The sequence below is a fragment of the Thermus caliditerrae genome (genome assembly GCF_021462525.1).
Lineage (GTDB): Bacteria > Deinococcota > Deinococci > Deinococcales > Thermaceae > Thermus > Thermus caliditerrae.
Genome location: NZ_JAKEDT010000001.1, coordinates 1 through 23,619, shown reverse-complemented (window position 1 = coordinate 23,619; position 23,619 = coordinate 1). Strand labels below are relative to the sequence as shown.

23 protein-coding genes are annotated in these 23,619 nt (G+C 67.7%); 10 read left to right on the top strand and 13 right to left on the bottom strand.

The genetic code is table 11. The features are described from left to right. The first annotated feature begins 1 nt into the window (after nucleotide 1). Nucleotides 2-1,108, top strand: a complete 1,107-nt coding sequence (locus L1088_RS00120; RefSeq protein WP_234553193.1) for a hypothetical protein — start codon at nucleotides 2-4, stop codon at nucleotides 1,106-1,108. Here L1088_RS00120 and csaB read toward each other — a convergent pair. The 4 genes from csaB to L1088_RS00100 all read right to left on the bottom strand — a co-directional run bounded on the left by csaB (nucleotide 1,083) and on the right by L1088_RS00100 (nucleotide 5,657). After that, the gene (csaB, locus tag L1088_RS00115) at nucleotides 1,083-2,075 is read right to left on the bottom strand and encodes a polysaccharide pyruvyl transferase CsaB (protein WP_234553192.1); all 993 of its coding nucleotides are present in this window, start codon (nucleotides 2,073-2,075) and stop codon (nucleotides 1,083-1,085) included. The two genes, L1088_RS00120 and csaB, sit on opposite strands and share 26 nt — an antisense overlap. Beyond that, nucleotides 2,060-3,760 carry a DUF5693 family protein gene (locus L1088_RS00110; RefSeq protein ID WP_234553191.1) on the bottom strand — a complete coding sequence of 567 codons (1,701 nt, stop codon included), beginning with the start codon at nucleotides 3,758-3,760 and terminating at the stop codon, nucleotides 2,060-2,062. The genes csaB and L1088_RS00110 overlap by 16 nt, the downstream gene beginning before the upstream one ends. After that, complete coding sequence (gene udk / locus L1088_RS00105; RefSeq protein WP_234553190.1) at nucleotides 3,757-4,395, bottom strand: uridine kinase; 639 nt, start codon at nucleotides 4,393-4,395, stop codon at nucleotides 3,757-3,759. The genes L1088_RS00110 and udk overlap by 4 nt, the downstream gene beginning before the upstream one ends. Before the next feature lie 131 nt (nucleotides 4,396-4,526). After that, nucleotides 4,527-5,657, bottom strand: a complete 1,131-nt coding sequence (locus L1088_RS00100) for an ABC transporter ATP-binding protein (protein ID WP_234553189.1) — start codon at nucleotides 5,655-5,657, stop codon at nucleotides 4,527-4,529. Nucleotides 5,658-5,799: 142 nt separating this feature from the next. Between L1088_RS00100 and mscL the strand changes: the two genes are divergently transcribed. Beyond that, nucleotides 5,800-6,180 (top strand): large conductance mechanosensitive channel protein MscL, encoded by a 381-nt coding sequence (gene mscL, locus L1088_RS00095; RefSeq protein ID WP_038042274.1) that lies wholly within the window; start codon nucleotides 5,800-5,802, stop codon nucleotides 6,178-6,180. Here the strand turns inward: mscL and L1088_RS00090 are convergent. Next, nucleotides 6,134-6,994, bottom strand: a complete 861-nt coding sequence (locus L1088_RS00090) for a hypothetical protein (RefSeq protein WP_234553188.1) — start codon at nucleotides 6,992-6,994, stop codon at nucleotides 6,134-6,136. The two genes, mscL and L1088_RS00090, sit on opposite strands and share 47 nt — an antisense overlap. A gap of 107 nt (nucleotides 6,995-7,101) precedes the next feature. Here L1088_RS00090 and L1088_RS00085 point away from each other — a divergent pair, with 107 nt between their 5' ends. From L1088_RS00085 to L1088_RS00045, 8 genes are read left to right on the top strand one after another with little or no spacing between them, the layout of a single operon-like run. After that, nucleotides 7,102-7,431, top strand: coding sequence for an ArsR/SmtB family transcription factor (locus tag L1088_RS00085; protein ID WP_234553187.1), 330 nt, complete (start codon nucleotides 7,102-7,104; stop codon nucleotides 7,429-7,431). Next, complete coding sequence (locus L1088_RS00080; protein ID WP_234553186.1) at nucleotides 7,428-9,086, top strand: proton-conducting transporter transmembrane domain-containing protein; 1,659 nt, start codon at nucleotides 7,428-7,430, stop codon at nucleotides 9,084-9,086. Before L1088_RS00085 ends, L1088_RS00080 begins: the two co-directional genes overlap by 4 nt. Further along, complete coding sequence (locus L1088_RS00075; protein WP_234553185.1) at nucleotides 9,083-9,937, top strand: respiratory chain complex I subunit 1 family protein; 855 nt, start codon at nucleotides 9,083-9,085, stop codon at nucleotides 9,935-9,937. Before L1088_RS00080 ends, L1088_RS00075 begins: the two co-directional genes overlap by 4 nt. Further along, a complete protein-coding gene (locus L1088_RS00070) occupies nucleotides 9,925-10,557 on the top strand; it encodes a hypothetical protein (RefSeq protein ID WP_234553184.1) in 633 nt (210 codons plus the stop codon). Before L1088_RS00075 ends, L1088_RS00070 begins: the two co-directional genes overlap by 13 nt. Before the next feature lie 3 nt (nucleotides 10,558-10,560). Beyond that, complete coding sequence (locus tag L1088_RS00065; RefSeq protein WP_267960879.1) at nucleotides 10,561-11,907, top strand: proton-conducting transporter transmembrane domain-containing protein; 1,347 nt, start codon at nucleotides 10,561-10,563, stop codon at nucleotides 11,905-11,907. Then, on the top strand, nucleotides 11,895-13,205 hold the full coding sequence (locus tag L1088_RS00055; RefSeq protein ID WP_326490740.1) for a hydrogenase large subunit: 1,311 nt from the start codon (nucleotides 11,895-11,897) through the stop codon (nucleotides 13,203-13,205). The genes L1088_RS00065 and L1088_RS00055 overlap by 13 nt, the downstream gene beginning before the upstream one ends. Nucleotides 13,206-13,212: 7 nt before the next feature. Next, nucleotides 13,213-14,001 (top strand): NADH-quinone oxidoreductase subunit B family protein, encoded by a 789-nt coding sequence (locus tag L1088_RS00050; RefSeq protein ID WP_234553183.1) that lies wholly within the window; start codon nucleotides 13,213-13,215, stop codon nucleotides 13,999-14,001. Between the two features lie 10 nt (nucleotides 14,002-14,011). Beyond that, on the top strand, nucleotides 14,012-15,070 hold the full coding sequence (locus tag L1088_RS00045; RefSeq protein ID WP_234553182.1) for a pyridoxal-phosphate-dependent aminotransferase family protein: 1,059 nt from the start codon (nucleotides 14,012-14,014) through the stop codon (nucleotides 15,068-15,070). On the opposite strand, the gene L1088_RS00040 is transcribed toward L1088_RS00045, so the two are convergent. The 8 genes from L1088_RS00040 to carB are packed head-to-tail and all read right to left on the bottom strand — an operon-like array spanning nucleotide 15,033 to nucleotide 23,497. Then, complete coding sequence (locus L1088_RS00040) at nucleotides 15,033-15,623, bottom strand: TIGR01440 family protein (protein WP_234553181.1); 591 nt, start codon at nucleotides 15,621-15,623, stop codon at nucleotides 15,033-15,035. The two genes, L1088_RS00045 and L1088_RS00040, sit on opposite strands and share 38 nt — an antisense overlap. Nucleotides 15,624-15,648: 25 nt before the next feature. Then, nucleotides 15,649-16,497, bottom strand: coding sequence for a menaquinone biosynthesis prenyltransferase MqnP (mqnP, locus tag L1088_RS00035; protein WP_234553180.1), 849 nt, complete (start codon nucleotides 16,495-16,497; stop codon nucleotides 15,649-15,651). Next, entirely contained in the window at nucleotides 16,494-16,844 is a 351-nt protein-coding gene (panD, locus tag L1088_RS00030; RefSeq protein WP_234553481.1) for an aspartate 1-decarboxylase, read from the bottom strand. The genes mqnP and panD overlap by 4 nt, the downstream gene beginning before the upstream one ends. A 23-nt stretch (nucleotides 16,845-16,867) precedes the next feature. Then, entirely contained in the window at nucleotides 16,868-18,421 is a 1,554-nt protein-coding gene (locus tag L1088_RS00025; protein ID WP_234553179.1) for an Rqc2 family fibronectin-binding protein, read from the bottom strand. After that, a complete protein-coding gene (locus L1088_RS00020; protein ID WP_234553178.1) occupies nucleotides 18,406-19,170 on the bottom strand; it encodes a tRNA (adenine-N1)-methyltransferase in 765 nt (254 codons plus the stop codon). The genes L1088_RS00025 and L1088_RS00020 overlap by 16 nt, the downstream gene beginning before the upstream one ends. Nucleotides 19,171-19,180: 10 nt before the next feature. Next, entirely contained in the window at nucleotides 19,181-20,038 is an 858-nt protein-coding gene (locus L1088_RS00015; RefSeq protein ID WP_234553177.1) for a DsbA family protein, read from the bottom strand. Beyond that, the gene (locus L1088_RS00010; protein ID WP_038046736.1) at nucleotides 20,035-20,364 is read right to left on the bottom strand and encodes a cyclic-di-AMP receptor; all 330 of its coding nucleotides are present in this window, start codon (nucleotides 20,362-20,364) and stop codon (nucleotides 20,035-20,037) included. The genes L1088_RS00015 and L1088_RS00010 overlap by 4 nt, the downstream gene beginning before the upstream one ends. Before the next feature lie 25 nt (nucleotides 20,365-20,389). After that, nucleotides 20,390-23,497, bottom strand: coding sequence for a carbamoyl-phosphate synthase large subunit (gene carB / locus L1088_RS00005; protein WP_234553176.1), 3,108 nt, complete (start codon nucleotides 23,495-23,497; stop codon nucleotides 20,390-20,392). Between the last annotated feature and the right edge of the window lie 122 nt (nucleotides 23,498-23,619).

Here is a 23,619-nt window from a genome sequence, read left to right as displayed (position 1 = left end):
TATGACCGCGCGCTATGTTCTGACCAGCACCTGTATTCAGAATGGGACCATGACCCTCACCCGCTCCCTGCGGGAGCGCCTTTTGGGCCGGGAGCGGGCGCGTTTTGTGGACGAGGACGGGGAGGCGTACGAGGTGGAGGTGGACTGGAAGGGCGGGGTGGTGCGGGGGCTTCTGCACTACTACCAGAAGCGCCGCCTTTCCGTGAACGAGACTATACTCCTGACCTTCCGGGGGGAGGAGGTAGAGCTTAAGGCCGCTCCCCGGAGCTTCGCCAAAGGCACGGCTTCCCAGGGGGAGGCGCGGGAGGTGGGCCGCGCCGAGCCGAAGGAGACGGGGAAGGAGGAGCCCCGGCAGGAAAAGCGCCGGGTGCGGGTTACTCCTTACCCCAAGGAGGTGCTCTTCCCCCACGAGCCCAAGGCCCTCGAGCCCCCGGGGATCACCGAGGACCTCCGCCGCCTTGGGTTCTTTTTGGACTTGGGCCCTTCCGGGACCAGGGATGTGGGATTGCCTTGGGTGTACAAGGCGGCCTTGGGCCGGCGGCAGGTGGTTCTGGCGGTGCTGCGCCTGGGGGAGGGGGAGCCCGCGTTGCTCAAGCCCTACCGCCAGCAGGGGGCGTATGGGGTGGTGCTGGCCCCCGAGTCCCAGAAAGAGGCGGTGCCCGTAGGGGTGGGCTACCTCTCCCCGGAGGCGGTGAACCGCTTGGTGCGCCTGAAGGCGCGCTTTCCCCTCTCGCCTCTGGACCTAGAAGACCTGCTCCGCGCCGGGCGGGTGGACCTGGAGGCGGTGGAGGCCCTGGAGGACCGGCTGGTGGCGGAGCTTTCCGAAAGGGGGGCGTTCGCCGCGCTCCTCCTCCTTTTGGCGAAAAAGCGCTTGGGTGAGGTCTTCTTGCTCTCGGACCTCGAGGCCGAGGCCCTGGAGGAGGGCCTCATCCCCGAGGTGGTCCGCCAGGGGGTGGAGCTCCTTGCCCAGCCGCCCTTCCTGGTGTTGAAGCGCCTTGCCCCCGGGGAGTTCCTCCTCCGGCAGGAGGTGGAGGAGGCCCTTGCGGACCTCCAGGCCTTCGCCCAGGGGTTGAAGGAACGCCTCAGCCGCGTTCGCGGGAGCGCCTGACGGGTTCCCCCTCCCCCAGGGCCAGGTCGAAGCTCCGGCGGGCCCTTTCCTTCAAGAGGGCCACCTTATCCCAGTCGGGGTAGCGGCCGTACATGGCGGCCTTGGAAAGCTTGATGGGGTCCCCGGGGAGCTCCTGGTAGTAGGCCCCGGTCTCCTTGGCGAAGGCGGCCACTTTGGGGTCGTAGGAGAGGGCGGCGAAGGGGGTGCCGGCGGCCGCGGCCAGGATGAGGCCGTGCAGGCGCATGGAGATCACGTACCCCGCCTGGGCGGCCAGGTAGAGGACCCGCCTCGGGTCCGAGGTGGCCTCGATGCGGTGCAGGTAAAACTCCTTGGCGATGGCGTCGTCGTAGCCGGGCTGGAGCAGGAGGACCAGCACCTGCTTGCCCTCGTGGAAGAGGTGGTTGGCGGTGATGTAGAGGTTCTTGATGGCCTCGGGCTCCACCCCCGCCCTGGGGATGACCAGGACCAGGTCCTCCTCCCGCTTCACCGGCGGGGGGGTGAGGAGGAGGGCGGGGTCGGCGCCTAGGGTGGCGGGAAGGCCCAGGCGCTTGGCGTAGTCTAGGGAGTCCTGATCCCGCAGGATGAGGGGTATGCCCCGGAGGGCCCGCTGCACCTGCCTTTCTCCCCATGGGGAGAGGGGTCCCAAGGACTGGTTGAAGACCACCACCCGCTTGCGGAAAAAGCGGGCGGCCCGAAGGACGGAGAGGTAGTAGAGGAGGCTAAGGGAGCTGGTGGCGTCCTGCAGGAGGCCGCCACCCCCCAGAAGCCAGAGGTCAGCTTGAAGCAGGGCCAAGGGGTTCAGGCGGTGGGCGGCCCGGATGCCGTGCGCTTCCGCCGTCCGCTTGGGGTCACCCGAGAGGGCCAGCACCTGGTGGCCCCGGGCCTTGAGCTCCCGGGCAATGGCCTCGAGGATGGCCTCGTCCCCCGCGTTCTTGAACCCGTAGTAGCCCGCTACCCCAACCACCATGCCCTGAGCCTCCTTACCAGGATAACCCCGAGAAGCCCAAGAAGGAGCCCCAGAAGGGCTCCGTTCGCCACCCGGAAGAAGGAGATCAACAGGGGGGTGTGGAAGTGGCTGAAGGTGTTCAGGATGGAGGCCACCCCTAAGGCGGCCAGGAAGAGAAGGCCGTTTTGCACCCACTTGGGCCAGGGGAGAAGGAGGGCTAGGGGGAAAAGGGCGTGGCCGAAGACCTCCTTGAAGCGGGGGCGCACCATCACGTCCTGCAGGAGGCTCCGGAGCTTCAGTTCCAGCTCAGGCACCACCGGAGCGTCGTTTCCCCGGCGCAGGAGGGCCAGGGCCAGGAGGAGGAGGGCTAGGGCCGCGAGGGCCACCTCTCCCAAGCGCAAGGGGTGGAGGAAGAGGCGGGTGAGGGCCTCCTTGTAGTGGCGCTCCAGGAAGCTGAAGGCCACCAGGAGGGGGGGTACCAGCAGGGTGAGGGAAACCCCCTTGAAGGCCTGGAGGCCCAGGAGGGTGGCGGGGGTGGAGCCCAGGGCGGAGAGGAAGACCGCCCCTGCCAGGGCGTAGCCCAGGGTGCGGAGCCACATCCAAAGGCCGTTCCTAGGGCCCAGGAAGCCCAGGACCGGGAAGACCAGCGCCGCCAGGAGGGCGCCCGCCTGGCCCCCCGCATAGCCCAGGGCGAGGAGGAGGAGCAGCAAGGCCACCAGGGGTCCGTGGACGGGCAGGCCCAGGGCCAGGAGGCCGAGGCCCGCGAGCACCCCCACCCAAGCGGCCAGGCGCAGGGGGCTTGGGGTAAACGCCCGCGGCTGGGGGTGGCCCAGGGGAATGTGACTGGCCTTTAGGCCCTCCTGGATCCGCTGGAGAAGGCGCTCCGTGTCCTGGCGGTAGGGGTAGGGCCGGAGGTAGAGGAGCTGGTGGCCCCGTTCCCGGGCGGCCAGCACATACTTGTCCGCCGCCTCCTCGGGGGTCAGGGTGAGCTGCCACTCGTACCGCAGGCTAAACAGCCTCAGGATGCCCTTTTCCCGGTAGGCGGCAAGCCCGGGCTGGGGAGTGCCCTCGATGAGGGCCACGGGCACCGGTATCAGCTCTCGGGCTTCCTCCAGGCGGTAGGGGTAGCCCAGGGCCTCGAGGCCGGCGAAGACCACGGCGTCCGCCTCCTTGGGAACAATGGGTAAGGAGGGGTCCAGGCGCCGGTAACGCTGGTTGATGGGGCGGACCGCCACGAAAAACCCAGCTTCCTTGGCGGCCTGGATCTCGCTCAAGGGGTAGAAGGCGGGGAAGGCCTGGACGTCCAGGGGAAAGCCGAGCCAGGGGCCAAGCCGCTCCGTGGGGAGGTCGTAGGCCTGGGCCAGGAGGTCCAGAAGCCAGGCTTCCCCTTTCAGGTAATACCAGCCGGGCTTGGCGGGAAGGCCCGCCTCCAAAAGTTCCCGGCCCGTCCGGTAAAGGAGCGCCCCCTGGGCCACCCAGTCTTTGACGAAGCGTTCGGGGAAGGCTATTCCTTCCACGCCCAGAGGCCGGTAGGCCTCCAGGACAGCGAGGAGGTCCTTCCCTTGGGCCCGGGCCTCTTCCCGCAGGGCTTCCGCGTCCATGAGGAGCACCACGGGGCCGGGGTGTTCTGCCCCCAGACGGGGCAGGAGGGCGAGGAGGGAAGGCGCCAGGGCCAGGAGGATCAGGAGGTTTAAGAGGCGCTTCATGCCACCCCCATCTGCGCCAGGCGGGCCAGGGCCTTGGCCTTCAGCATCTCCAGGGCCACGGGGTTCTGCCCTCCACCGGGCAGGATCACGTCCGCATGCCGCTTGCTGGGCTCCACAAAGGCCAGGTGCATGGGCTTCACCCCTTCCAGGTACTGCCGCACCACGCTCTCCAGGCTGCGCCCCCGCTCCTCCACGTCCCGCATAAGTCGCCTGATGAAACGCTCGTCGGCGTCGGCGTCCACGAAGACCTTGAGGTCCATGAGGGCCCGGAGCTCCTCGGGGTAGAGGACCAGGATGCCCTCGAGGATCACCACCGGGGTGGGCAGGATTCGCTCGGTCTTTGGGCTTCTGGTGTAGGCCTTGAAGTCGTAGACGGGCATGTCCACGGCCTGCCCCAGGAGCAGGGCCCGGGTGTGCGCGAGGTAGAGGGGGAGGTCAAAGGCCTCCGGGTGGTCGTAGTTCAGCTTGAGCCGCTCGGGGAAGGGGAGGTGGGTGAGATCCCGGTAGTAGTGGTCCATGGGCAGGAGGGCCACCCGCTCCCCCAAGGCCTGGGCCAAGGCCCGGGCCAAGGTGGTCTTGCCGCTGGCCGTTCCCCCGGCGATGCCGATCACAAAGGGCTTGGCAAACCCGCTCACCCCTCCATGATAAGGGGCGGGGAGCCTCCTTCCCGCCCCTTCCGCTTTGCGACCAAATGCCCGTGCACGAAGGTTATTTCATCGGCAAACCCTTTCTAAGGCCCCCGCGCGGCTTGTTCCGCAGCAGGTGCTTAGCGGGCCACCGCTGCCTTCTCCTGGGAGTGGCCGATGGTGGCGTCCGTGTCCACGTCGAAGGCGTGCAGGCGGGAGGTGTCTGCCAGAAGCTCCACCTTGTCCCCGGGCTTCACCGGGGCGTGGCCGTCCACCTTGGCCACCAAAACGGTGCCGTCCACGCTCACGTGGATCTCGGTTTCCGCCCCCAGGGGCTCGGCCACCTCCACCTCCCCCCGGATCACGTTCTCCTCCTCGGGGATCACCGTGTAGCCCTTCAGGCCCAGGTGCTCGGGGCGGATGCCCATCCAGACCTCCTTGCCCGAGTAGGGCCTAACCGCCTGGGCCAAGACCGGGTTGGCCCGCACCCGGAAGCCAGGGGCGGTGAGGTAAAGCTTGTCCCCCTGGGCCTCCACCCGGGCGCGGATGAAGTTCATGGAGGGGCTGCCGATGAACCCCGCCACGAAGCGGTTGGCGGGGAAGTCGTAGAGGTTTAGGGGGGTGTCCACCTGCTGGATCTCCCCGTCCTTCATGACCACGATGCGGTGGCCCAGGGTCATGGCCTCCACCTGGTCGTGGGTCACGTAGATGGTGGTGACTCCAAGGCGCCTTTGCAGCTTGGCGATTTCGGCGCGCATCTCCACCCGGAGCTTGGCGTCCAGGTTGGAAAGGGGCTCGTCCATGAGGAAGACCTTGGGCTCCCGCACGATGGCCCGGCCCATGGCCACCCGCTGGCGCTGCCCGCCGGAAAGCTCCCTGGGTTTCCGGTTCAAAAGGTGCTCGATTTTGAGGATGCGGGCGGCCTCCTTCACCCGGCGGTCGATCTCGTCCTTGGGGTAGCGCCGGAGGCGCAGGCCAAAGGCCATGTTCTCGTAAACGTTCATGTGGGGGTAGAGGGCGTAGTTCTGGAAGACCATGGCGATGTCCCGGTCCTTGGGGGGGACATCGTTCACCAAGCGGTCGCCGATGAAGATCCTGCCCTCGGAGATCTCCTCAAGCCCAGCGATCATGCGCAGGGTGGTGGTCTTGCCGCAGCCCGAAGGCCCCACGAAGACCACGAACTCCCCGTCTTCGGTTTCCAAGTTGAAGTCCTTGACCGCCACCACCTTGCCGAAGCGCTTCCACACGTGCTCCAGCTTCACCTTGGCCATGCTTGACCTCCTTAACCCCACGCTTTGAGCACCTTAAGGCCCATCGGGGGTACGGCCCGATTTTAACAGGGTTTTCACCGGGTTGCTTCATATAATGGGAAAGCCCGGAGCATGGGGCCTTTGGTGTTTGGGGAGGTGCATTATGCTGAAAGGGTTTAAGGACTTTTTGATGCGCGGCAACGTGGTGGACCTGGCGGTGGCGGTGATCATCGGCGGGGCCTTTGGCCAGGTGGTGAACTCCCTGGTGGGGGATGTGCTCACCCCCCTCATCGGCGCCCTGGGGGGTGCCCCGGATTTTTCCGCCCTCAAGCTGGGTCCCGTGGCCATAGGCAAGTTCATCAACGCCCTGGTGAACTTCGTGGTGGTGGCGGCGGCCATCTACTTCCTGGTGGTGGTGCCCATGCAGGAGGTGCAAAAGCGCCTCAAGAAGGAGGCGGAGGCCGCCCCGCCCCCGCCGCCCGAGCCCCCGGAGGAGGTCAAGCTTCTTCGGGAGATCCTCCAGGAGCTCCGGAAGAAGGCGTGAGCCGGTTCAAGAGGAAGAGGGCCAAGTACCCCAGGCCGAGCTCCGGCCTGGGGTTCATGGTTACCGAGAGGGCGAAGGCGTGGAAGAAGAGGCTTTCCAAAGCGAAGCGCGGGCTTCGCAGGAAAAGCTCTTTCAAGGGCCTTCCCTGGCGCAGGGCAAGAAGTCCCAGATAGGGCAGGTAGGGCCAAGGACCGGTGGGGAAGCCCAGGGCGGAAAGCCCCAGGGCCGCGAAGGCCAGACCCCGGGCCAGGGGCAAGGGGTCCCATCCCAGGGGGCGGAGCTCCTGCCAAAGGGCCTCCGCCTCCCCAGGCCAGGGGGCGCGGAGGAGGAGAAGCCTCTTCCCCTCGTGTCCTCCCAGGTAGAGGGTAGGGTCGGGGGCCACCCCCAGGGGGAGGAGGCGGGCGGGGTTCTCCCCCAGTTCCTGGAAGAGGAGGGGGTCCAGGGGGAGGCCGTCCACCAGGAACCAGGCGTGGGGCCTTCCCGAGAGGAGGAAGCCCAGGGCCCGCTCCACCCGGTGCCCCCGGTGGGCCAGGATCCCCGGCCAGGCCTCGGGGGGTTCCCGCAGGAGGAGGTCCCGCCAAGGGGGGGCGGAGCGGAGGGGGGAGGCCTCGAGGCGGAAGCGGGCTTCCAGCACCTCGCCAGGCTCCAGTTGGAAACGGGCCAGGAGGTTGCCCCGGTGGTCGTAGGCCTCCAAGGGCTTCTTGGAGAGGGCGAGGTCCCAGACCCTTTGGCCAGGAAGATCCTGGGGCAAGGGGAGGATGACCTCTTGGGGGCCAGGGGCGCGGGTGCGCAGGAGGAAGGCCGATGCGCTCATGGTGGACCGCTAGAGGGCCATGATACCACCGCTTGCCTTGACGAAGGGGACAGGGGAACCTAAGGTTATAGATATGTGGCTATGCGCATATAACCATAGGAGGCTATATGCCTAGCGCCCTCCACCGGTACAAGGCGGAGTTCTTCAAGGCTCTGGCTCATCCCTTGCGCCTGGCCATCCTGGACGCTCTTCGGGAAGGCGAGAGGTCGGTGTCCTCCCTTCAGCGGGAGCTTTCGGTGCCCCAGTCCGCTCTTTCCCGCCAACTGGCCCTGCTGAGGGAAAGGGGGCTGGTGGAGGCTAGGCGAGAGGGGCAGATGGTCTACTACCGCCCGCGGGACCCCGAGGTCTACGCCTTTTTGGATTTGGGGCGCCGTATCTTCGCGCGGCACCTCGAGGCCGAGAGGGACCGCCTGGCCGCTTTGAAGGAGGAAGCGTGAGCGAGGGGGTGATGGTCAGCGCTTTGGCCCTGGTGGGGGCCTCCCTCGTGGGCCTGCGCGCTTGGGGGAGCGGGGGCTACGCCCTCCTGCTGGGGCTGGGTGGGGCCACCTTGGTGCAGGCAGGGGGGGGCATGTGGTATGGGGATGGGAGCGCCGCCGGGGTCTTCCTGCACCTACTGGGCCTGCTCACCATGGCCCTTGCCTCCTACGTACCCGAGTACCTGGGCCACCACCCCAAGGAGGCCCCGGTCTATGCCTTCTTGGTGCCCCTCTTTCTCTTGGCCATGGTGGGGGTGGCCCAGGCGCCCCCTGGGTTACCCTTCCTCTTCTTCTGGGAGGGGATGGCCCTGCTGGGTTACCTCCTGGTGGCCCTCGAGGGGCCCAAGGCCCAGGCAGGGGCCAGGGCCTTTTTCCTGGCCAGCCGCCTCTCCGGGGCCGGGCTGTACCTGGCTTTTCTGGGGCAGGGGCATCTGGGACCTGACTGGATCTGGGCGGGCCTCCTGGTGGGCTTCGGCGTCAAAGCCGCCCTTTTTCCCTTCCACCTCTGGCTTCCCCGGGCCCACCCCGTGGCCATCAGCCCAGTTTCCGCCTTGCTCTCTGGGGCCATGACCAAGCTGGGCCTTTACGGCCTCTTCCAAGCCCAAACCTGGTTCGGTCCTCCTCCGGTGTGGGTGGGCTTTGCCCTGGTTCTCCTGGGGCTCTTTGGGGCGGTGTACGCCTTGGTACGGGGTCTGGCGGAGGAAGACCTAAAGGGAGCCCTGGCCTACTCCAGCGTGGAGAACCTGGGGCTCATGCTGGCCGCCCTGGGGGGGTACTTCCTCACCGGGAAGGTCCTCTTCCTGGGGGCTTTCTTCCTGCACCAGGTGGGGCACGCCCTCTTCAAGGGGCTTCTCTTTCTCGGCTCGGGGGCCCTGTCCGAAAGGCAGGTCTCCCGCCTGGGGGGGCTTTGGCACCGGATGCCCCTTTTGGGAGGTCTCGTCTTGCTGGGTATGGCGGTGGGGGCGGGCTTGCCTCCCGGAGCGGTCTTTGCCGCAGAGTGGCTCCTCTACCAGGGGTTCCTCTTTGCCCCGGGCCTCCTCCCCCTGGGCGTGGGGGCTTTGGCCCTGGTGGGGGCTCTGGCCCTTTACTTCTACGTGCGGCTTTTCGGGCTGGCCTTTCTGGGCGCACCCCGAGGAAACGTAGCCTTGCACCTGGGCCCGGGCATGAGGTTCGGCCTCCTGGTCTTGGCGGTTATCCTTGTGGGCCTGAGCCTCTTCCCGCAGGAGTTCCTGCGCCCCCTGGGCCAGGGGCTTTACCCCAGCTGGGCCCTGTGGGTTCTCCTGGCGCTTGCCTTTGGGCTTTACCGCTGGCTTGACCCCAGGCCCAGCCGCTCCTACGGCACCTGGGACTGCGGCTTCCAACCCCTGACCCCCAGGATGCAGCCAAACGCCCTGGGCTTCTCCGAGCCCGCTTTGCGCCTCTTTCCCTTCCTGCGCCTAAAGGTGGGGGAGAGGCCAGAGCTGGACGAGCCCCTGGAGCGGGTTTACCAGGGGGTGGGGGAGGGGTTTGGCTGGGCCACCCGCCTGGTGCAGGCCCTGCAGTCGGGAAGCCTGCACTTTTACCTTCTCCTGCAGCTCCTCACCCTGGTGGTGGTGATGGGGGTGGTGCTCCTATGACGGCGCTTTTGTTCCTCCTTCTGGCCCCCCTCTTCAGCGGGAGCGTGAAGTGGCTGAAGGCCCGGCTCACCCACCGACAGGGGGCAAGCCCCCTTCTGGAGTACCGCAACCTGGCTAAGCTTCTGAGCAAGGCCTGGGTGAGGCCTGGCCTCAGCACCCCGGTCTTCCTCCTGGGGCCCACCTTAGCCCTTTTGGGCGCCCTGGCCGCAGCCCTCTTCCTGCCCCTGCTTCCCGGCCTAAGCTTCGCCGGGGACTTCCTGGTGGCCCTTTACCTCCTCAACCTGGGGCGGTTTTTCCAGATGCTGGCCGCCTTGGACACGGGGAGCGCCTTCGGGGCCCAGGGAAGCTACCGGGAGGGCTTGGTGACCATCCTGGCGGAGCCGGGGACCCTCATGGCCTTGGGAGCGGCGGCGTTGGCGGGAGAGGGCTTAGGCCTAGCGGGCCTGCCGGTGCTGGGGCCGGAGAACGCCCTGGTCCTCCTCCTGGTGCTGGCCTCCTTGGCGGTGGCCCTGCTGGCGGAAGGGGCGCGGATGCCCGTGGACGATCCCACCACCCACTTGGAGCTCACCATGGTCCACGAGGCCCAGCTCCTGGACCACGGGGGGCCCTTGCTGGCCCTTTACGAGCTGGCCGCCTCGGTGAAAATGCTCTTCTACGCGGGCCTCATGGCCCTCCTGCTTCCCGGTCCCAAGGTCTTGGTCTTCATGGGGGTGGTTTTGGCCTGGGCGCTGGCCTTGGGCTACTTGGAAACCTTTGGGGTGAAGCTCCGCTACCTGAGGCTTCCCGACTTTCTTTCCTACAACACCCTCTTTGGGGTGCTGGCGCTTTTGGGGGCGATATGGAAGTTGTGAACACGCTGGTGCTGGCGGTGTTGGCCACGGGCTTCCTGATGGTGAGCCGCAGGAGCCTGGATGCGGTCATCCGCCTTTACGCCTTGCAGAACGTGCTCTTGGCTCTGGTTTCCTTTGGACTGGCCAAGGGGGAGCTCCACTTCGTGCTGGCGGGGCTGGCCCTTTTCGTCCTCAAGGGGGTGGCCATTCCCTGGTACCTCTTCTGGCTCCTGGACCGCCTCGAGGTGAGCCACGAGGTAGAGGGGTACCTTTCCGTTTCCTTCTCCCTCCTTCTGGCAGGCCTTCTCATAGCCTTGGCCTTTCGGGTGGGAGCGGTTTTTGTCCTGCCGGAGGCCCCCCTGCCCCAAGGGGTTCCGGTGGCCCTCTCCCTGGTCCTCCTGGGGATGCTCTCCATGGTGAGCCGGAAGAAGGCCATCAGCCAGGTGTTGGGCTTTTTGGCCCTAGAGAATGGGGTTTTCTTGTTGGCCCTCTCCGAGAGCCACGGCCTGCCCCTCTTCGTGGAGCTGGGGGTAGCCCTGGACGCCTTCGCCGCCGTCTTCCTGGCGGGGGTTCTCATCTTCCGCATCAAGGGGGAGATGGGCCACGTGGACACCGCCCGCATGCGGGCCCTGAGGGGGTAGGGGATGCTCTACGGGCTCCTGTTGCTACCCCTTTTGGTCTTCCTGGGCCGCCGGGATAAGGGGGCGCTGGTGCGGCTTTCGGTGCTGCTCCCAATCCTCTCCGCCCTCCTGGCCCCCCTCCTTCTGGGCCAGATGGCGGGCCCCTTCCGGCTGGATGGGGTGGGCCTTTTCTACCTCATGCTCACCGACCTTCTTTTCGCCCTCATCGCCCTCTTCGCCCGGGGCTACTTCAGCGAGGAGGAGGCCTGGCGCTTCTACTGGGCGGGGGGCCTCTTTCTGGGGGCGGCCCACGGGGCCTATTTGGCCCACAACCTGGGGGTGCTCTGGATCTTCGTGGAGGGCTCCACCCTGGCCTCGGCCCTTCTCGTGTACCACAAGGGGGGAGCGAGGGCCCTCGAGGCCACCTGGAAGTACCTCATGCTGGGGAGTGTGGGCATCGCCCTGGGGCTGATCGGGGTGATCCTGGTCTACGCCCTTCTCTCGGGGGCCACCTTGGACTGGCGGGAGGCCCGGGCCCTGGTGGGGAGCGCCAACCCTGAGGGGCTCAAGCTGGCCTTCGCCCTCCTCCTGGTGGGCTTCGGCACCAAAGTGGGGCTTTTCCCCCTGCAGGCTTGGCTCCCAGACGCCCACGCCGAGGCCCCAGGGCCGGCCTCGGCCCTGCTTTCCGGAACCCTCCTCAACGTGGCCTTCTACGCCCTCTTGCGCTACACCGCCCTCATGCAGGCCGCAGGGCTCTTTCCCTTCGCCTCCGGCCTCCTCTTGGCCTTCGGCCTTCTGAGCCTTCTGGCGGCGGGGTTTTTCCTTTACGGGCAGAAGGAGTACAAGCGCCTTCTGGCCTACTCCAGCATGGAGCACATGGGCTTGGCGGTTTTCGCCCTGGGCCTGGGCCTGCCTTGGCTGGCCCTCTTCCACACCCTGGCCCACTCCCTGGCCAAGACCCTGGCCTTTCTGGGCGCAAGCGGCATCCTGGCCCTCAGCCACGCCAAGGAGGTGGGGCGGGTGGGGGGGCTTTTCCGTTCCCTCCCCGCTTTGGGGGTACCCTTCGTCCTGGCCCTGGCGGCCTTGGGGGGGCTTCCTCCTTTCCCCCTCTTCTTTGCGGAGTTCAAGGCGGTGGAGGCCGCCATGCGCTACCCTCTGCTGGCGGCTTGGTACCTGGTGGGGCTGGGCTTGGCCTTTGCGGGCCTCCTCGGCCCCATGACCCAGATGGGCTTTGGGCCGGGCCGCCCCTGGAAAGCCCAGGGGCTGGACCTGTGGGCGTTGTGGCTGCTTCTGGCGGTGCTCTTCCTCCTGGGGGTCCGCCCGCCGGTGGAGGTCTTCCAGGCCCTGGAGGTGGTGCTGTGGACGCGGTGAAGGAAGCCTTGAGGGAGGGGCGCCCCGTGGCCCTCTTTCCCGACGGGGAGGGGGTGGTTTTGGTGGCGGAGGTGGGGCGGGACGTGAGGGTGTTTCACTTGGGAGAGGGAAGGCGCTTCCCCAGCCTGGCCGCGGAGTTCCCCGCCATGGACTGGTGGGAGCGGGCCCTCTGGGAGCGGGGGTACACCCCGGAAGGGCATCCGAACCCAAAGCCCTTGCGTCGGCACGACCTGCCCTTCGCCTTCCGCGCGTTCAAGGAACTGCACGAGGTGCCCGTAGGTCCGGTGCACGCCGGCATCATTGAGCCTGGCCACTTCCGCTTCAGCGTCCTGGGGGAGCGGATCGTGAACCTGGAAATCCGCCTGGGCTACCAGCACCGGGGCCTTTTGGCCCTCCTCCCGGGCAAGGGTCCTGAGGCCGCCCTCCTCTTGGTGGAGCGCGCAGGGAGTGAGCCCCTGGCCCACGCTCTGGCCTTCGCCCAGGCCTGGGAGGAAGCCTTGGGGCGGAAGGCTCCGCCCCGGGCACATGCCCTGCGCCGGGCGGCCTTGGAGCTGGAGCGGGCCTTCGGGCACCTTGGGCACCTGGCGGGGCTTTTCACCGACATCGGCTACGCCTACGGGTCCACCCAGGTGGGGCGCATCCGGGCCCTCCTCCAAGGGGAGCTGGACCGCCTCACCGGACACCGCTACGGGCGCAACTTCCTCCGGGTGGGAGGGGTGTGGCGGGAAGGGCGGCCCGACCTCTCCGCCTTGGCTCTTTACCGGGAGGAGCTGGCCCGCCTCCTGCCCCGGCTCCTCAAGCACCCCCAGGTGCTGGACCGGATGCGCTACGTAGGGGTGGTGCGCCGGGTGGAGGCCGAGGCCTTGGGCTTCGTGGGGCCCACCGCCCGGGCCAGCGGGGTGGCCCGCGACCTCCGGCAGGACGACCCCGCCTACTTGAGCTTCCAGCCGGTGGTGCGCCAGGGGGGGGACGTCCTGGCCCGGGCCCAGGTCTACGCGGAGGAAACCCTGCAGGCCCTGGACTATGCCCTTCACTTCCTCACCCATCTTCCCGAGGGCCCTTTGGCCCAGGACCTGCCCCCCGGGGACGGGGAGGCCATGGCCCGGGTGGAGGCGGGGCGGGGGGAGGTCTTCTGGTTCGTGCGGGTGGCGGGGGGAAAGGTGGCCTTGGCCGAAGGGGTGGATCCCTCCTTCAAGAACTGGCGGGCCTTGGAGCTGGCGGTACGGGGGGAAGGCCTGCCCGACTTTCCCCTCTGCAACAAGTCCTTCGACCTGTCCTACGCGGGCAACGACCTTTAGGGGGAATATGAGCCTAATGCAAACCTTGCGCATCGGTCGTTTGGCCCGGTCCCTCGAGGACCTCCTCAGGGTGCCGGACCACGCCTTCGGCTACCCCCTCCTGCGCCCCGAGGGCCTCACGGAGGAAGCACAGGAGGCGCTCCTTGGCCTTTGTCCCAGCGGGGCCTTCTTCCGGGAGGGGCGGACCTTCGGCCTGGACCTGGCCCGTTGTGTGGGCTGCGGGCGCTGCGCCCTGGCCCGCCCCGAGGCGGTGGGGGAGATGAAGCGCCTGGAGGTGGCCGTGACCCGTAAGGAGGACCTGGTTCAGCGGGTGGACCTGGAGCGCGGCACCTTCCTGGACCCCGGTCCCCCGCCCCCGCCGCGCCCCGAGCTGGCCCTCCCTACCCTGGCCTTCCGGGAGGTGAGCGCTGGGGACACAGGCCTTGCGGACTCGGAGGTGGCCCTTGCGGGCAACCCCTTCAACGACATGGGGCGGTTCGGCTTTTCCGTGGTGGCCTCGCCCCGGCACGCCGACGCCCTCTTGGTCACGGGCCCGGTGAGCCGCAACATGGCTGAGGCCCTCCGGCGCACCTACGAGGCCGTGCCCGAGCCCAAGGGGGTGGTGGCCGTGGGCAACGAGGCTATCTCCGGCGGGGTGTTTGCGGGTAGCCCCGAGGTGGTGGGCGGGGTGGACCGGGTGGTGCCTGTGGACGTTTACGTGCCCGGCGACCCCCCGCGCCCTGGGGCCATCCTCTTTGGCCTCCTCCTCCTGGCGGGCCGGGTGCGCCAGCGCCTGGTGGGCGGGGTCTTGCGCTAAGCTTTTCCCCATGGACTGGCTCCTCACCCCCGGACCCGTCAGGCTCCACCCCAAGGCCCTGGAGGCCCTGGCCCGCCCCCAGCTTCACCACCGCACCGAGCCCGCCCGGGAGCTTTTCCTCAAGGCCCGCACCCTCCTCCGGGAGGCCTTCCGCACGCAAGGAGAGGTCCTGATCCTCACGGGAAGCGGTACCCTGGCCATGGAGGCTTTGGTCCTGAACCTCTTCGCCCCTGGGGAAAGGGTGCTGGTGCCCGTCTACGGCAAGTTCTCCGAGCGCTTCGCCGAGATCGCGGAAAGCGCCAGCCTCGTGGTGGACCGCCTGGAGCTTCCCTACGGAAAGGTGCCCACCCCGGAGAGGGTGGCTAGGCCAGGGTATGCGGGCCTCCTCCTGGTCCACTCCGAGACCTCCACCGGGGCCCTGGCCGACCTTCCCGCCCTGGCCCAGGCCTTCAAGGAGGCTAACCCCGGGGGCCTGGTGGGGGCGGACATGGTCACGAGCCTTTTGGTGCGGGAGGTGGCCCTCGAGGCCTGGGGAGTAGACGCCGCGGCCTCCGGGAGCCAGAAGGGCCTCATGTGCCCCCCGGGGCTCGGCTTCGTGGCCCTAAGCCCAAGGGCCTTGGAACGTTTGCGCCCTCGGGGCTACTACCTGGACCTCTCCCGGGAACTCAAGGCCCAGCGGGAAGGGGAGAGCGCCTGGACCCCGGCCATCAACCTGGTGGGGGCGGTGGCCGCGGTCTTGGAGGAGGTTCTGCCCCGGCTGGAGGAGCACTTGGCCCTCAAGGCCTGGCAGAACGACCTCCTCTACCAGGTGGGGGAGGAGCTGGGCCTCTTGGCGGTGCCCGAGGCGAGGAGCCCGGCGGTGGCCGCCTTCCACCTGCCGGAGGGGGTGCCTTACAAGGCGGTAAAGGAGGCCTTCGCCCGCCGCCACGCGGTCATCGCCGGGGGGCAGGGGCCCCTCAAGGGCAAGATCTTCCGCCTTTCCCTCATGGGCCACTACGACCGCTACGAAGCCCTGGGGGTGGCGGCCCTTTTCAGCGAAGCCTTTGCCGATATTCTTCCAGCTTCCTGAGCATCTCCTCCCGGGTGTAGACCGCCCTGGCCCCGCCCACCAGCTTGGGCCGGGTCTTGGCGGCGAGGAGCACCGCCTCCCCGATCCGCTGCTGGGAAAGCCGGAGGGGCACGGCCACCGGGCGCAGGTGCATGCCGATCAGCACCCCGCCCACGTCCATCCCCCCGTGGGCCTGGGCCTTGAGGGATTCCACCATCACCGGGTCTTGGAAGCGCAAGAAGGCGGCGGTGGCCAGGCTACCCCCCGCCTTGGGGTGGGGATAGACCGTGACCTCCTCCAGACCATAGGCCCGGGCGGCTTCCCGCTCCACCACCAGGGCCCGGTTCAGATGCTCGCACCCCTGGACCGCCACCCATATTCCCCGCTCCAACAAGGGGGGAAGGAGGCCTTCCAGGATGGCCTCGGCGGCCTCGAGGCTCGGCCTCGTCCCCACCTTCTCCCCCAAAACCTCGCTGGTGGAGCCCCCCAGAACGAAGAGGCTTCCCCGCTCCATGGGGAAGAGCTCCAGGTACTCCCGGATGGCCCTCTCTGCGGCCTTGCGGATCCCCTCCATGCCCTCAGCCTACCCCGGGACGCCCTCAGAGAAAGAGGTCCAGGACGATAAAGAGAAACATCCCCAGGCTCACCCCCACGTTGGCCTGGAAGAAGGCCACGTCCACCCGGGAGAGGTCCTCGGGGGAGACCAGCCGATGCTCCAGGACCAAGAGGAGGCCCACCAGAACCAGGCCCAGGTAGTACCACGCCCCCGCCCCGTAGCCCAGGCCCGCCAAGAGAAAGGCCAGCCAGGCCAGGAGGTGGGTGGCCCGGGCGATCCAGAGGGCCAAGGGGATGCCGAAGCGGGCGGGGATGCTCTTCACCCCGTAGGCCCGGTCAAAGGCGTAGTCCTGGGTGGCGTAGAGGATGTCGAACCCCGCGATCCAAAGCCCCACCCCGGCCCAAAGGGCGTAGGCGGTGGGGTGGAAGCTCCCCGTGACCGCGATCCACCCCCCCGCGGCCGCCGCCCCAATGGTGAGGCCCAGGACGTAGTGGCAGAGCCAGGTGAAGCGCTTGGTGTAGCTGTAGAGGGTGAGGAAAAAGACCGCTACGGGAAGGAGCCTGGCGGTGAGGGGGTTCAGGGCCAGGCCCGCGTAGACCAGAAGGGCAAGGCCTAAGAGGGCCAGGAAAAGAGTTTCCCCAGGCTTCACCAGCCCCTGGGGCAGGTGGCGGTTTTGCGTGCGGGGGTTCAGGGCGTCGATCCGCCAGTCGATCAGGCGGTTCAGGGCCATGGCCATGGTCCTGGCCCCCACCATGGCCAGGGTGACCAGGAGAAAGGTGCGCCCCCCGGGCCAGCCCCCCGCCGCCAGGAGCATCCCCCCGTAGGCGAAGGGGAGGGCGAAGAGGGTGTGCTCAAAGCGCAAAAGCTCCAGGTAGAGCCGGAGGCGCCTCACCCTTCGCGCACCTCCAGGATGCGGTTTTTCTCGTCCACCAGCACCACCTTGGGCTTGAGGCCTTTGGCCTCCTCCTCCTCGAAGACCCCGTAGGCCACCAGGATCACCAGGTCCCCAGGGCGCACCAGATGGGCGGCGGCTCCGTTGATCTGCACCACTCCCGAGCCCCGCTCCCCGGGCAAGGCGTAGGTGGTGAGCCGGGCCCCGTTGGTGATGTCGTAGATATCCACCTGTTCGTAGGGCAGGATGCCGGCGGCATCCAAAAGATCCTGGTCCACGGTAACCGAGCCCACATAGTGTAGGTCTGCGTGGGTTACCGTGGCCCGGTGGATCTTGGCGTGGAACATGACCCTTTTCACAAAGGTCAAGTTTACCCTTCGCCTCCTTCTTGAGGAAGCGCCCCCTCCACGAAGAGGGTCTTGGCGTGGGTGTAGAGCACCTGGCCGGGTGCCGCCTTCCTGGGGCGCCACACGTGCTTTTTGCGGGTGTAGTCCACAGGCACCTGGGCCTCTCCCCGGGCCTTGGAGTGGTAGGCGGCCAGCCTGGCGGCGAAGAGGAGGTCCTCCAGGGGTGGGTTTTGGCCTTCCACCTTCAGGATCACGTGGCTTCCCGGCACCCCTTGAGCGTGGAACCACAGGTCTTCGGAGTGGGCCATGCGGGTGGTGAGGAGGTCGTTTTCCTTGGCGTTTCTGCCCACCCACACGGCAAAGCCTGAAGGGGAGGTGTAGCGCAGGCCCACCTTGGGGCCTTTCCCTTCCCTGGGCTTTCGCGTGAGGGCGAGAAGCTCGGCGAGGTCCGCCTGGCGGAGGCGGGCCATCTCCCCCTCGAGGGCCTGCACCTTGGCCTCCGTCTTGGGGATGAGGTCCAGGGCCCTTTCTGCCAGCGCCTCCAGGCGCCGGGCCCTTTCGTAGAGCTTCTTTGCGTTCTCCTGGGGGGAGAGGGTGGGGTCCAGGGCAACCTCCACCGGCTTCCCGTCGAACCCTTCCAGCACCACCTTTTCGGCCCCCTTGGGCACCTCCTTAAGCCGGGCCAGGAGGAGGTCGGCCTTTTGGCGGAGCGCTGCCGCCTCCTCCAGGCGGTCCAGGGCCCTTTGGTAGTCGGCGAGCCGGGCCAAAAGGGTCTTCCGCTCCCTTTCCAGGGCCTCGAGGAGGGGCTTTCTCAGGGCCTCCTTCTCCTCCTCCGCCCACTTCGCCCGGAGCTCCTCCGTCAAGGCGGTGCGCAGGGCGGGGTCTTCCACCAGGCCCTTAAGGGCCTGGAAGACCCTTTCCAGGGCGGCCTCGTCCAGGGGGGTTTCCGGGGTGAGGCCCGCCCGGCGGGCCAGCTCCCGCATGAGCTCGAGGCCCACCCCGTCCACGTGGCGCACCACCTCCTTGAGGGGCCGGCCCAGGAGGGGCCTGAGGTCTTCCGCCTTCAGGGTGCGGGGGTCCAGCTTCTCGTAAGGGGGGGGAGGGGTGTAGGGGAGGCCGGGCCTGAGTTCCCGGTAGCGGTTCACCTCTTGGGTGATGACCCGGTCCACCCCCAGGATGCGGCCCGCCTCGTCCAGGAGGAGGAGGTTGGCGTTCCGGCCCGTGGCCTCAAAGACCAGGGTGGAAGGGGGGGTGTCCACGAAGCCCTTCTCCCCGGCGAAGCGGAGGAGGACCACCCGGTCCAGCTTGAGCTGCTCTGCCTCCATCAGGGGCCCCTTCGCCCGGGCCCAAAGCTGGCGCTGGAAGGGGGTTTTGGGCTCCCCGAGAAGGGTGCCCTCCTCCAGGACCAGGCTGGGGCTTGGGGGGCGGTAACGGAGGACCAGGTTGAAGATGCGCCCCGAGCGGCCTTTGAGGAGGACGGCCAGGCTCCCCTCGTCGGGGAAGGCCAGGCCCAGGTTTTGGGCGGGGAGCTCGGGGGCGAGCTCCCGCAACAGGGCGTGGATCAGGAGCCCTTCCATTTCCTAAAGGCCACCAAAAAGGCCGTGTGCCCCACCTGTTGGAAGCGGGGGTGGGCCACGGGAAGCCGGACCTCCCACTCCCGCCAGGCCACCTCCAGGACCCGCTCCAGCTTGAGGGGCAGGCCCTCTGCCCTTTGTACCAGCTCCAGCACCTGGGTGATGTTGGGCAGGTAGGCTACCAGAAAGCGGTCGGGCATGAGGGCGCTTGTGGCCTTTTCCAAGACCTTCCAGGGCTCCATGAGGTCCAGGGCCACCCCGTGGAAGCTTTCAGGCGCCAGCTCGGCCTCCTCCAGGCCCCCAAGGTGGAAGCGGACGTTTTCCACCTGCCAGAAGGCGCGGACGTTTTGCTCCGCCTGGGCTAGGTGCTGGGGGCGCCGTTCGTAGCTTTCCACCAGCCCCTCCTTGCCCACCGCCCGGGCCAGGAAGAGGGTGAGGCCCCCTGAGCCCGTGCCCGCCTCGAGGACCCGCATCCCCGGGGTGAGGTCTAAGAGGGTGAGGATGGCGCTGGCGTCCTTAGGGTAGGTGGGGGTGGCGCTTCGGCGCATGTGCAGGACGTACTCCTCCAGGGTGGGGCGGTGGACGGAGAGGGGCTCGCCCAGGTGGGTGTAGACCCTCCCCCCAGGGCCTGCCTGGGCGATGGCGTCGTGGGTGACCGTCCCCCGGTGGTGGTGGAAGACCCCACCCGCTCGGAGGCGCACCAGGAAGGCGCGGCCTTTGCCGTCCTTGAGGAGAAAAAGCTCGCCCTCCACCCCGCCCACTTTAGCGGGCGAGGGCCAGGTAGTCCAGCACCTGCTCTAGGTCAAAGGGGTTCGGCACCCGGAAGGGCCCAGCAAAGACCGTGGGCGTGCCCCGCAGGCCCAGGCGCAGGGCAAGAGCCCGCTCCCCCTCCACTTCTTCCTTGACCTTCGGGTCCTGCAGGCAGGCCAAGAAAGCCTTTTCATCGAGCCCGAGGGATCGGGCTAGGCCCAGGTAGTCCCCAAGGCGGCCTTGCATGAGGCGGTCGTGGTAGGCCCAGAAGGCCCCCTGGCGGTGGGCGCACTCGGAGGCCATGGCCGCGGGCAAGGCTTCGGGGTGGATCTCCTTGAGGGGGAAGTGGCGGTAGCTCACCCGCACCTCTCCCTTTTCCGCCAGGGCCTTGAGCCGGGGAAGGACCGTCTGCGCCAGGCGCTGGCAGTAGGGGCACTGGAAGTCGGAGAAGACCCTTAAGAGGGGGCCTCCCTTTCCCAGGACCAGCCGGTCCTGGCCGAAGGCGCTTTCCGACACCTGCTTGGGGGCGATGCGGGCCCGCATAGGCTCGGTGAGGGCGAGCTCCAGGGTGTAGGCCTCCCCCAGGTTCAGCACCAGGCGCTGGCCCTCGAGGGCCTTGGCGTTCTTGGCGTACCAGTCTAGGAGGGCAGGGCCAAAGGCTTCCCCCGTGGCCTTCTCCACCATCTGGGCCAGGAAAGCGGCGTTCTTGGGGCCCTGGTAGGTGGCCGCCAGGAGGCGGCCGTTTCGGCTTTCTACCTCCACCTTGCCCCCTGGAGGCAGGGATCCCAGGGCTTTCTGGAAGGTCTCCACCGGCTTGGCTACCTGGGCCAGGGCAAGCCCCAGGAAGAGGAGGGGGACCAGGGCCCTCATACCTTGAAAAACCCCTCCACCGGCAGGACGAAGACCACCGCTCCGCCCACCTGCACCTCCACGGGCTGGGCCAGGAAGGGGTCCGGGGCCTCGGAGAGTGGGAAGCCCCGGGTGACCAGCCGGGTGCGGGTGCGGCACTTTTCCCGGATGAGGTCCAAGACCTCCTCCACCCGCTCGTCCTCGAGGCCGATGAGCAAGGTGGTGTTCCCCTCCCGGAGAAAGCCCCCGGTGGAGGCCAGCTTGGTGGACTGCAAGCCCCGTTCCAGGAGGGCCTTGGTGAGCCCAGGGGCGTCGGTGTCCTGCACGATGGCCACGATGAGCTTCATTTGCTCGTCATTCTACACCTAGGGCTCAGGCTCCCCGCAGGACCCCGTGCCACTCCTGGAGGCTGCGGGCTTCCATGCCCTTTTCCCGGGCCCTCAGGATGGCCTTTAGGCTCCACCAGGCCCCCTCCAGGGTGGTGATGAAGGGAAGCCCCCGCTCCACCGCCCGCCTCAGCTCGGGGTGGGGGGTGGGGCTGATGAGGAGGTCGTAGTCCGCCTCGGTCAGGGTGAAGCCCGCTTCCAGGTACGCTTGGCGGAGCTCCTCCAGCCGCCCGGCCTCCTTTTCCGGCAAGCCGTCCGCCAGGAAGCGCACCCGGCCCGTTAGGGGAAGCCTTTGCCCGGCCCCCAGCTCCGCCTTGTAGTAGGCCAGGTAGGGGTCTTCATCGATGCCCATGCTCTCTCCCGTGGAGCGCATCTCCGGGCCCAGGACGGGGATCACCCCGGGGAACTTGATCCAGGGGATGAGAACCTCCTTGGCGGCGTAGTAGGGGGGCACGGGGTCCAGGTTTTGGACGCCGAGCTCCTTTAGCGTCTTCCCCACGGCGATGAGGGCCGCCAGCTTGGCCAGGGGCACCCCGATGGCCTTGGACACGAAGGGCACGGTGCGGCTGGCGCGGGGGTTGGCCTCGAGGATGTAGACCTCCTCCCCCAACACCGCGTACTGCACGTTGAGAAGCCCCCGCACCCCCAGGGCCAGGGCCAGCTTGCGGGTGTAGTCCTTCACCTTGCTCAGGGCCTCAGGGGAGAGGTGGACCGGGGGAAGGACCGTGGCCGAGTCCCCGGAGTGGACCCCGGCCCGCTCCACGTGCTCCATCACCCCGGCGATCATCACCTCCGCTCCATCTGAGAGGGCGTCCACGTCCAGCTCCACGGCCCCTTCCAGGTAGCGGTCCAGGAGGATAGAGGGCCTCTCCTGGAGGGGCTCGTAGACCTCCTCCAGGTAGCGCACCAGCTCCTCTTGGCTATAGAGAACCCGCATGGCCCGTCCCCCCAGCACGTAGCTGGGCCGGGCCAGGAGGGGGTAGCCCACCTCTTCCGCAAGCCTTAGGGCTTCCTCGGGGGTGGCGGCCACCCTTCCCTCGGGCTGGGGGATGGAAAGCTCCCGGCAGAGGCGGTTGAACTCCTCGCGGTCCTCCGCCCGGTGGATGGCGGCGAAGGGGGTGCCGAGGAGCTTCACCCCGGCCTCCTCCAACCCCTTGGCCAGCTTTAGGGGCGTCTGCCCGCCCAGGGTGGCGATGACCCCCAGGGGCTTCTCGTGATCCACCAGGTTCAGGACATCTTCCAGGGTAAGGGGCTCAAAGTAAAGGCGGTCGGCGGTGTCGTAATCCGTGGACACCGTTTCGGGGTTGGAGTTCACCATGATGGTTTCGTACCCCGCTTCCTTCAGGGCCCAGACCGCGTGCACGGTGGCGTAGTCGAACTCCACTCCCTGGCCGATGCGGATGGGCCCGGAGCCCAAGATCACCACCTTGGGCTTCTGGGTGGGCCAGACCTCGTCCTCCAGCTCGTAGGTGGAGTAGTGGTAGGGGGTGTAGGCCTCAAACTCCGCAGCGCAGGTGTCCACGGTCTTGTACACGGGGGCCACGCCCAAGGCCTTCCGCTCCCTGCGAACCTCCCTTTCCCCTTTACCCAGAAGCTCCCCCATGCGGGCGTCGGTGAGGCCCAGGCCCTTGTAAAAGCGCCAGTCCTCCCGGTCCTTGGGGGGGTGGGACCTGAGCCACTCCTCGGCCTCCACAATCTCCTGGATTTGATGCAAAAACCAGGGGTCGATGCGGGTGGCCTGGTGGAGCTCCTCCACGCTCATTCCTCGCCGGAGGAGTTCCAAGACGGCGTAAATGCGGTCGGGGTTGGGGTAGAGCTTTCGCTCCAGGTCCTCGGTGCGCACCTGGGCCAAGGCCCTGACGTCACGTTCCAGACCCCTCAGGGCCTTCAGGAGGGCTTCCTTGAAGGTGCGGCCGATGGCCATCACCTCCCCCACGGAGCGCATCTGGGTGCCGAGTTCGTCCTTGAGACCTCCCAGAGTGTTGGGAAGGTCTTGGAACTTCTCGAAGGCAAAGCGGGGGATCTTCACCACCACGTAGTCGATGGTGGGCTCAAAGGAGGCGGGGGTCTTGCGGGTGATGTCGTTGGGGAGCTCGTCCAGGCGGTAGCCCACCGCCAAGAGGGCGGCGATCTTGGCGATGGGGAAGCCCGTGGCCTTGGAGGCCAGGGCGCTGGAGCGGGAAACCCGGGGGTTCATCTCGATGACCACCTGACGGCCCGTCTTGGGGTTCACGGCGAACTGGATGTTGGAGCCCCCGGTGTCCACCCCGATCTCCCGGATCACCGCCTTGGCCGCGTCCCGCATGCGCTGATAGTCAGCGTCGGAGAGGGTCTGGGCGGGGGCCACGGTGATGGAGTCCCCGGTGTGGACCCCCATGGGGTCCACGTTCTCGATGCTGGTGATGATGACCACGGTGTCCGCATGGTCCCGCATCACCTCCAGCTCAAACTCCTTCCAGCCCAGAACCGATTCCTCCACCAAGGCGGTGTGTACCGGGGAAAGGAGGAGTCCCCGGCCCAGGACCTCCCTGAGCTCCGCCTCGCTGCGCGCGATGCCGCCCCCGGTGCCCCCCAGGGTGAAGGAGGGGCGGACCACCACAGGGTAGCCCACCTCCCGGGCGAAGTGGAGGCCCTCCTCCACGCTGGACACCATCTGGCCTCGAGGCACCTCGAGGCCGATCTTGCGCATGGCCTTTTGGAACTCCTCCCGGTCCTCTCCCTTTCTGATGGCCTCGGCCTTGGCCCCGATAAGCTCCACCCCGTAGCGGGCAAGGACCCCTTCCTCGTGAAGGGCCATGGAGAGGTTCAAGGCGGTCTGCCCCCCCAAGGTGGGGAGAAGGGCATCCGGGCGCTCCTTGGCGATAACCTTTTCCAAGTACTCCAGGGTGAGGGGCTCCAGGTAGGTGCGTTCGGCCAGCTCGGGATCGGTCATGATGGTGGCGGGGTTGGAGTTCACCAGGATGGCCTCGTACCCCGCTCCCCTGAGGGCCTTCACCGCCTGGGTGCCCGAGTAGTCGAACTCCGCAGCCTGGCCGATGGTGATGGGCCCGGAACCGATGATGAGGATTTTCTTGAGGTCTCTTCTCGGCGGCATCGCGCACCCAATGGGCGAGGATAACATACTTGGCCCGGGTTGTCCAAGGAGAATACCAGGACTTTACCCACATCTCCGTTTCGTGGTAAATCTCCCCTTGCGGGCGCAGCCCGTATCTGGTA

Bases quoted from the DNA above. Each gene is read 5' to 3' on its own strand.
- L1088_RS00120 (WP_234553193.1), top strand. From the start codon at position 2: ATGACCGCGCGCTATGTTCTGACCAGCACCTGTATTCAGAATGGGACC.
- csaB (WP_234553192.1), bottom strand. From the start codon at position 2,075: ATGGTGGTTGGGGTAGCGGGCTACTACGGGTTCAAGAACGCGGGGGAC.
- L1088_RS00110 (WP_234553191.1), bottom strand. From the start codon at position 3,760: ATGAAGCGCCTCTTAAACCTCCTGATCCTCCTGGCCCTGGCGCCTTCC.
- L1088_RS00100 (WP_234553189.1), bottom strand. From the start codon at position 5,657: ATGGCCAAGGTGAAGCTGGAGCACGTGTGGAAGCGCTTCGGCAAGGTG.
- mscL (WP_038042274.1), top strand. From the start codon at position 5,800: ATGCTGAAAGGGTTTAAGGACTTTTTGATGCGCGGCAACGTGGTGGAC.
- L1088_RS00090 (WP_234553188.1), bottom strand. From the start codon at position 6,994: ATGAGCGCATCGGCCTTCCTCCTGCGCACCCGCGCCCCTGGCCCCCAA.
- L1088_RS00085 (WP_234553187.1), top strand. From the start codon at position 7,102: ATGCCTAGCGCCCTCCACCGGTACAAGGCGGAGTTCTTCAAGGCTCTG.
- L1088_RS00075 (WP_234553185.1), top strand. From the start codon at position 9,083: ATGACGGCGCTTTTGTTCCTCCTTCTGGCCCCCCTCTTCAGCGGGAGC.
- L1088_RS00070 (WP_234553184.1), top strand. From the start codon at position 9,925: ATGGAAGTTGTGAACACGCTGGTGCTGGCGGTGTTGGCCACGGGCTTC.
- L1088_RS00065 (WP_267960879.1), top strand. From the start codon at position 10,561: ATGCTCTACGGGCTCCTGTTGCTACCCCTTTTGGTCTTCCTGGGCCGC.
- L1088_RS00050 (WP_234553183.1), top strand. From the start codon at position 13,213: ATGAGCCTAATGCAAACCTTGCGCATCGGTCGTTTGGCCCGGTCCCTC.
- L1088_RS00045 (WP_234553182.1), top strand. From the start codon at position 14,012: ATGGACTGGCTCCTCACCCCCGGACCCGTCAGGCTCCACCCCAAGGCC.
- L1088_RS00040 (WP_234553181.1), bottom strand. From the start codon at position 15,623: ATGGAGGGGATCCGCAAGGCCGCAGAGAGGGCCATCCGGGAGTACCTG.
- panD (WP_234553481.1), bottom strand. From the start codon at position 16,844: ATGTTCCACGCCAAGATCCACCGGGCCACGGTAACCCACGCAGACCTA.
- L1088_RS00025 (WP_234553179.1), bottom strand. From the start codon at position 18,421: ATGGAAGGGCTCCTGATCCACGCCCTGTTGCGGGAGCTCGCCCCCGAG.
- L1088_RS00015 (WP_234553177.1), bottom strand. From the start codon at position 20,038: ATGAGGGCCCTGGTCCCCCTCCTCTTCCTGGGGCTTGCCCTGGCCCAG.
- L1088_RS00010 (WP_038046736.1), bottom strand. From the start codon at position 20,364: ATGAAGCTCATCGTGGCCATCGTGCAGGACACCGACGCCCCTGGGCTC.
- carB (WP_234553176.1), bottom strand. From the start codon at position 23,497: ATGCCGCCGAGAAGAGACCTCAAGAAAATCCTCATCATCGGTTCCGGG.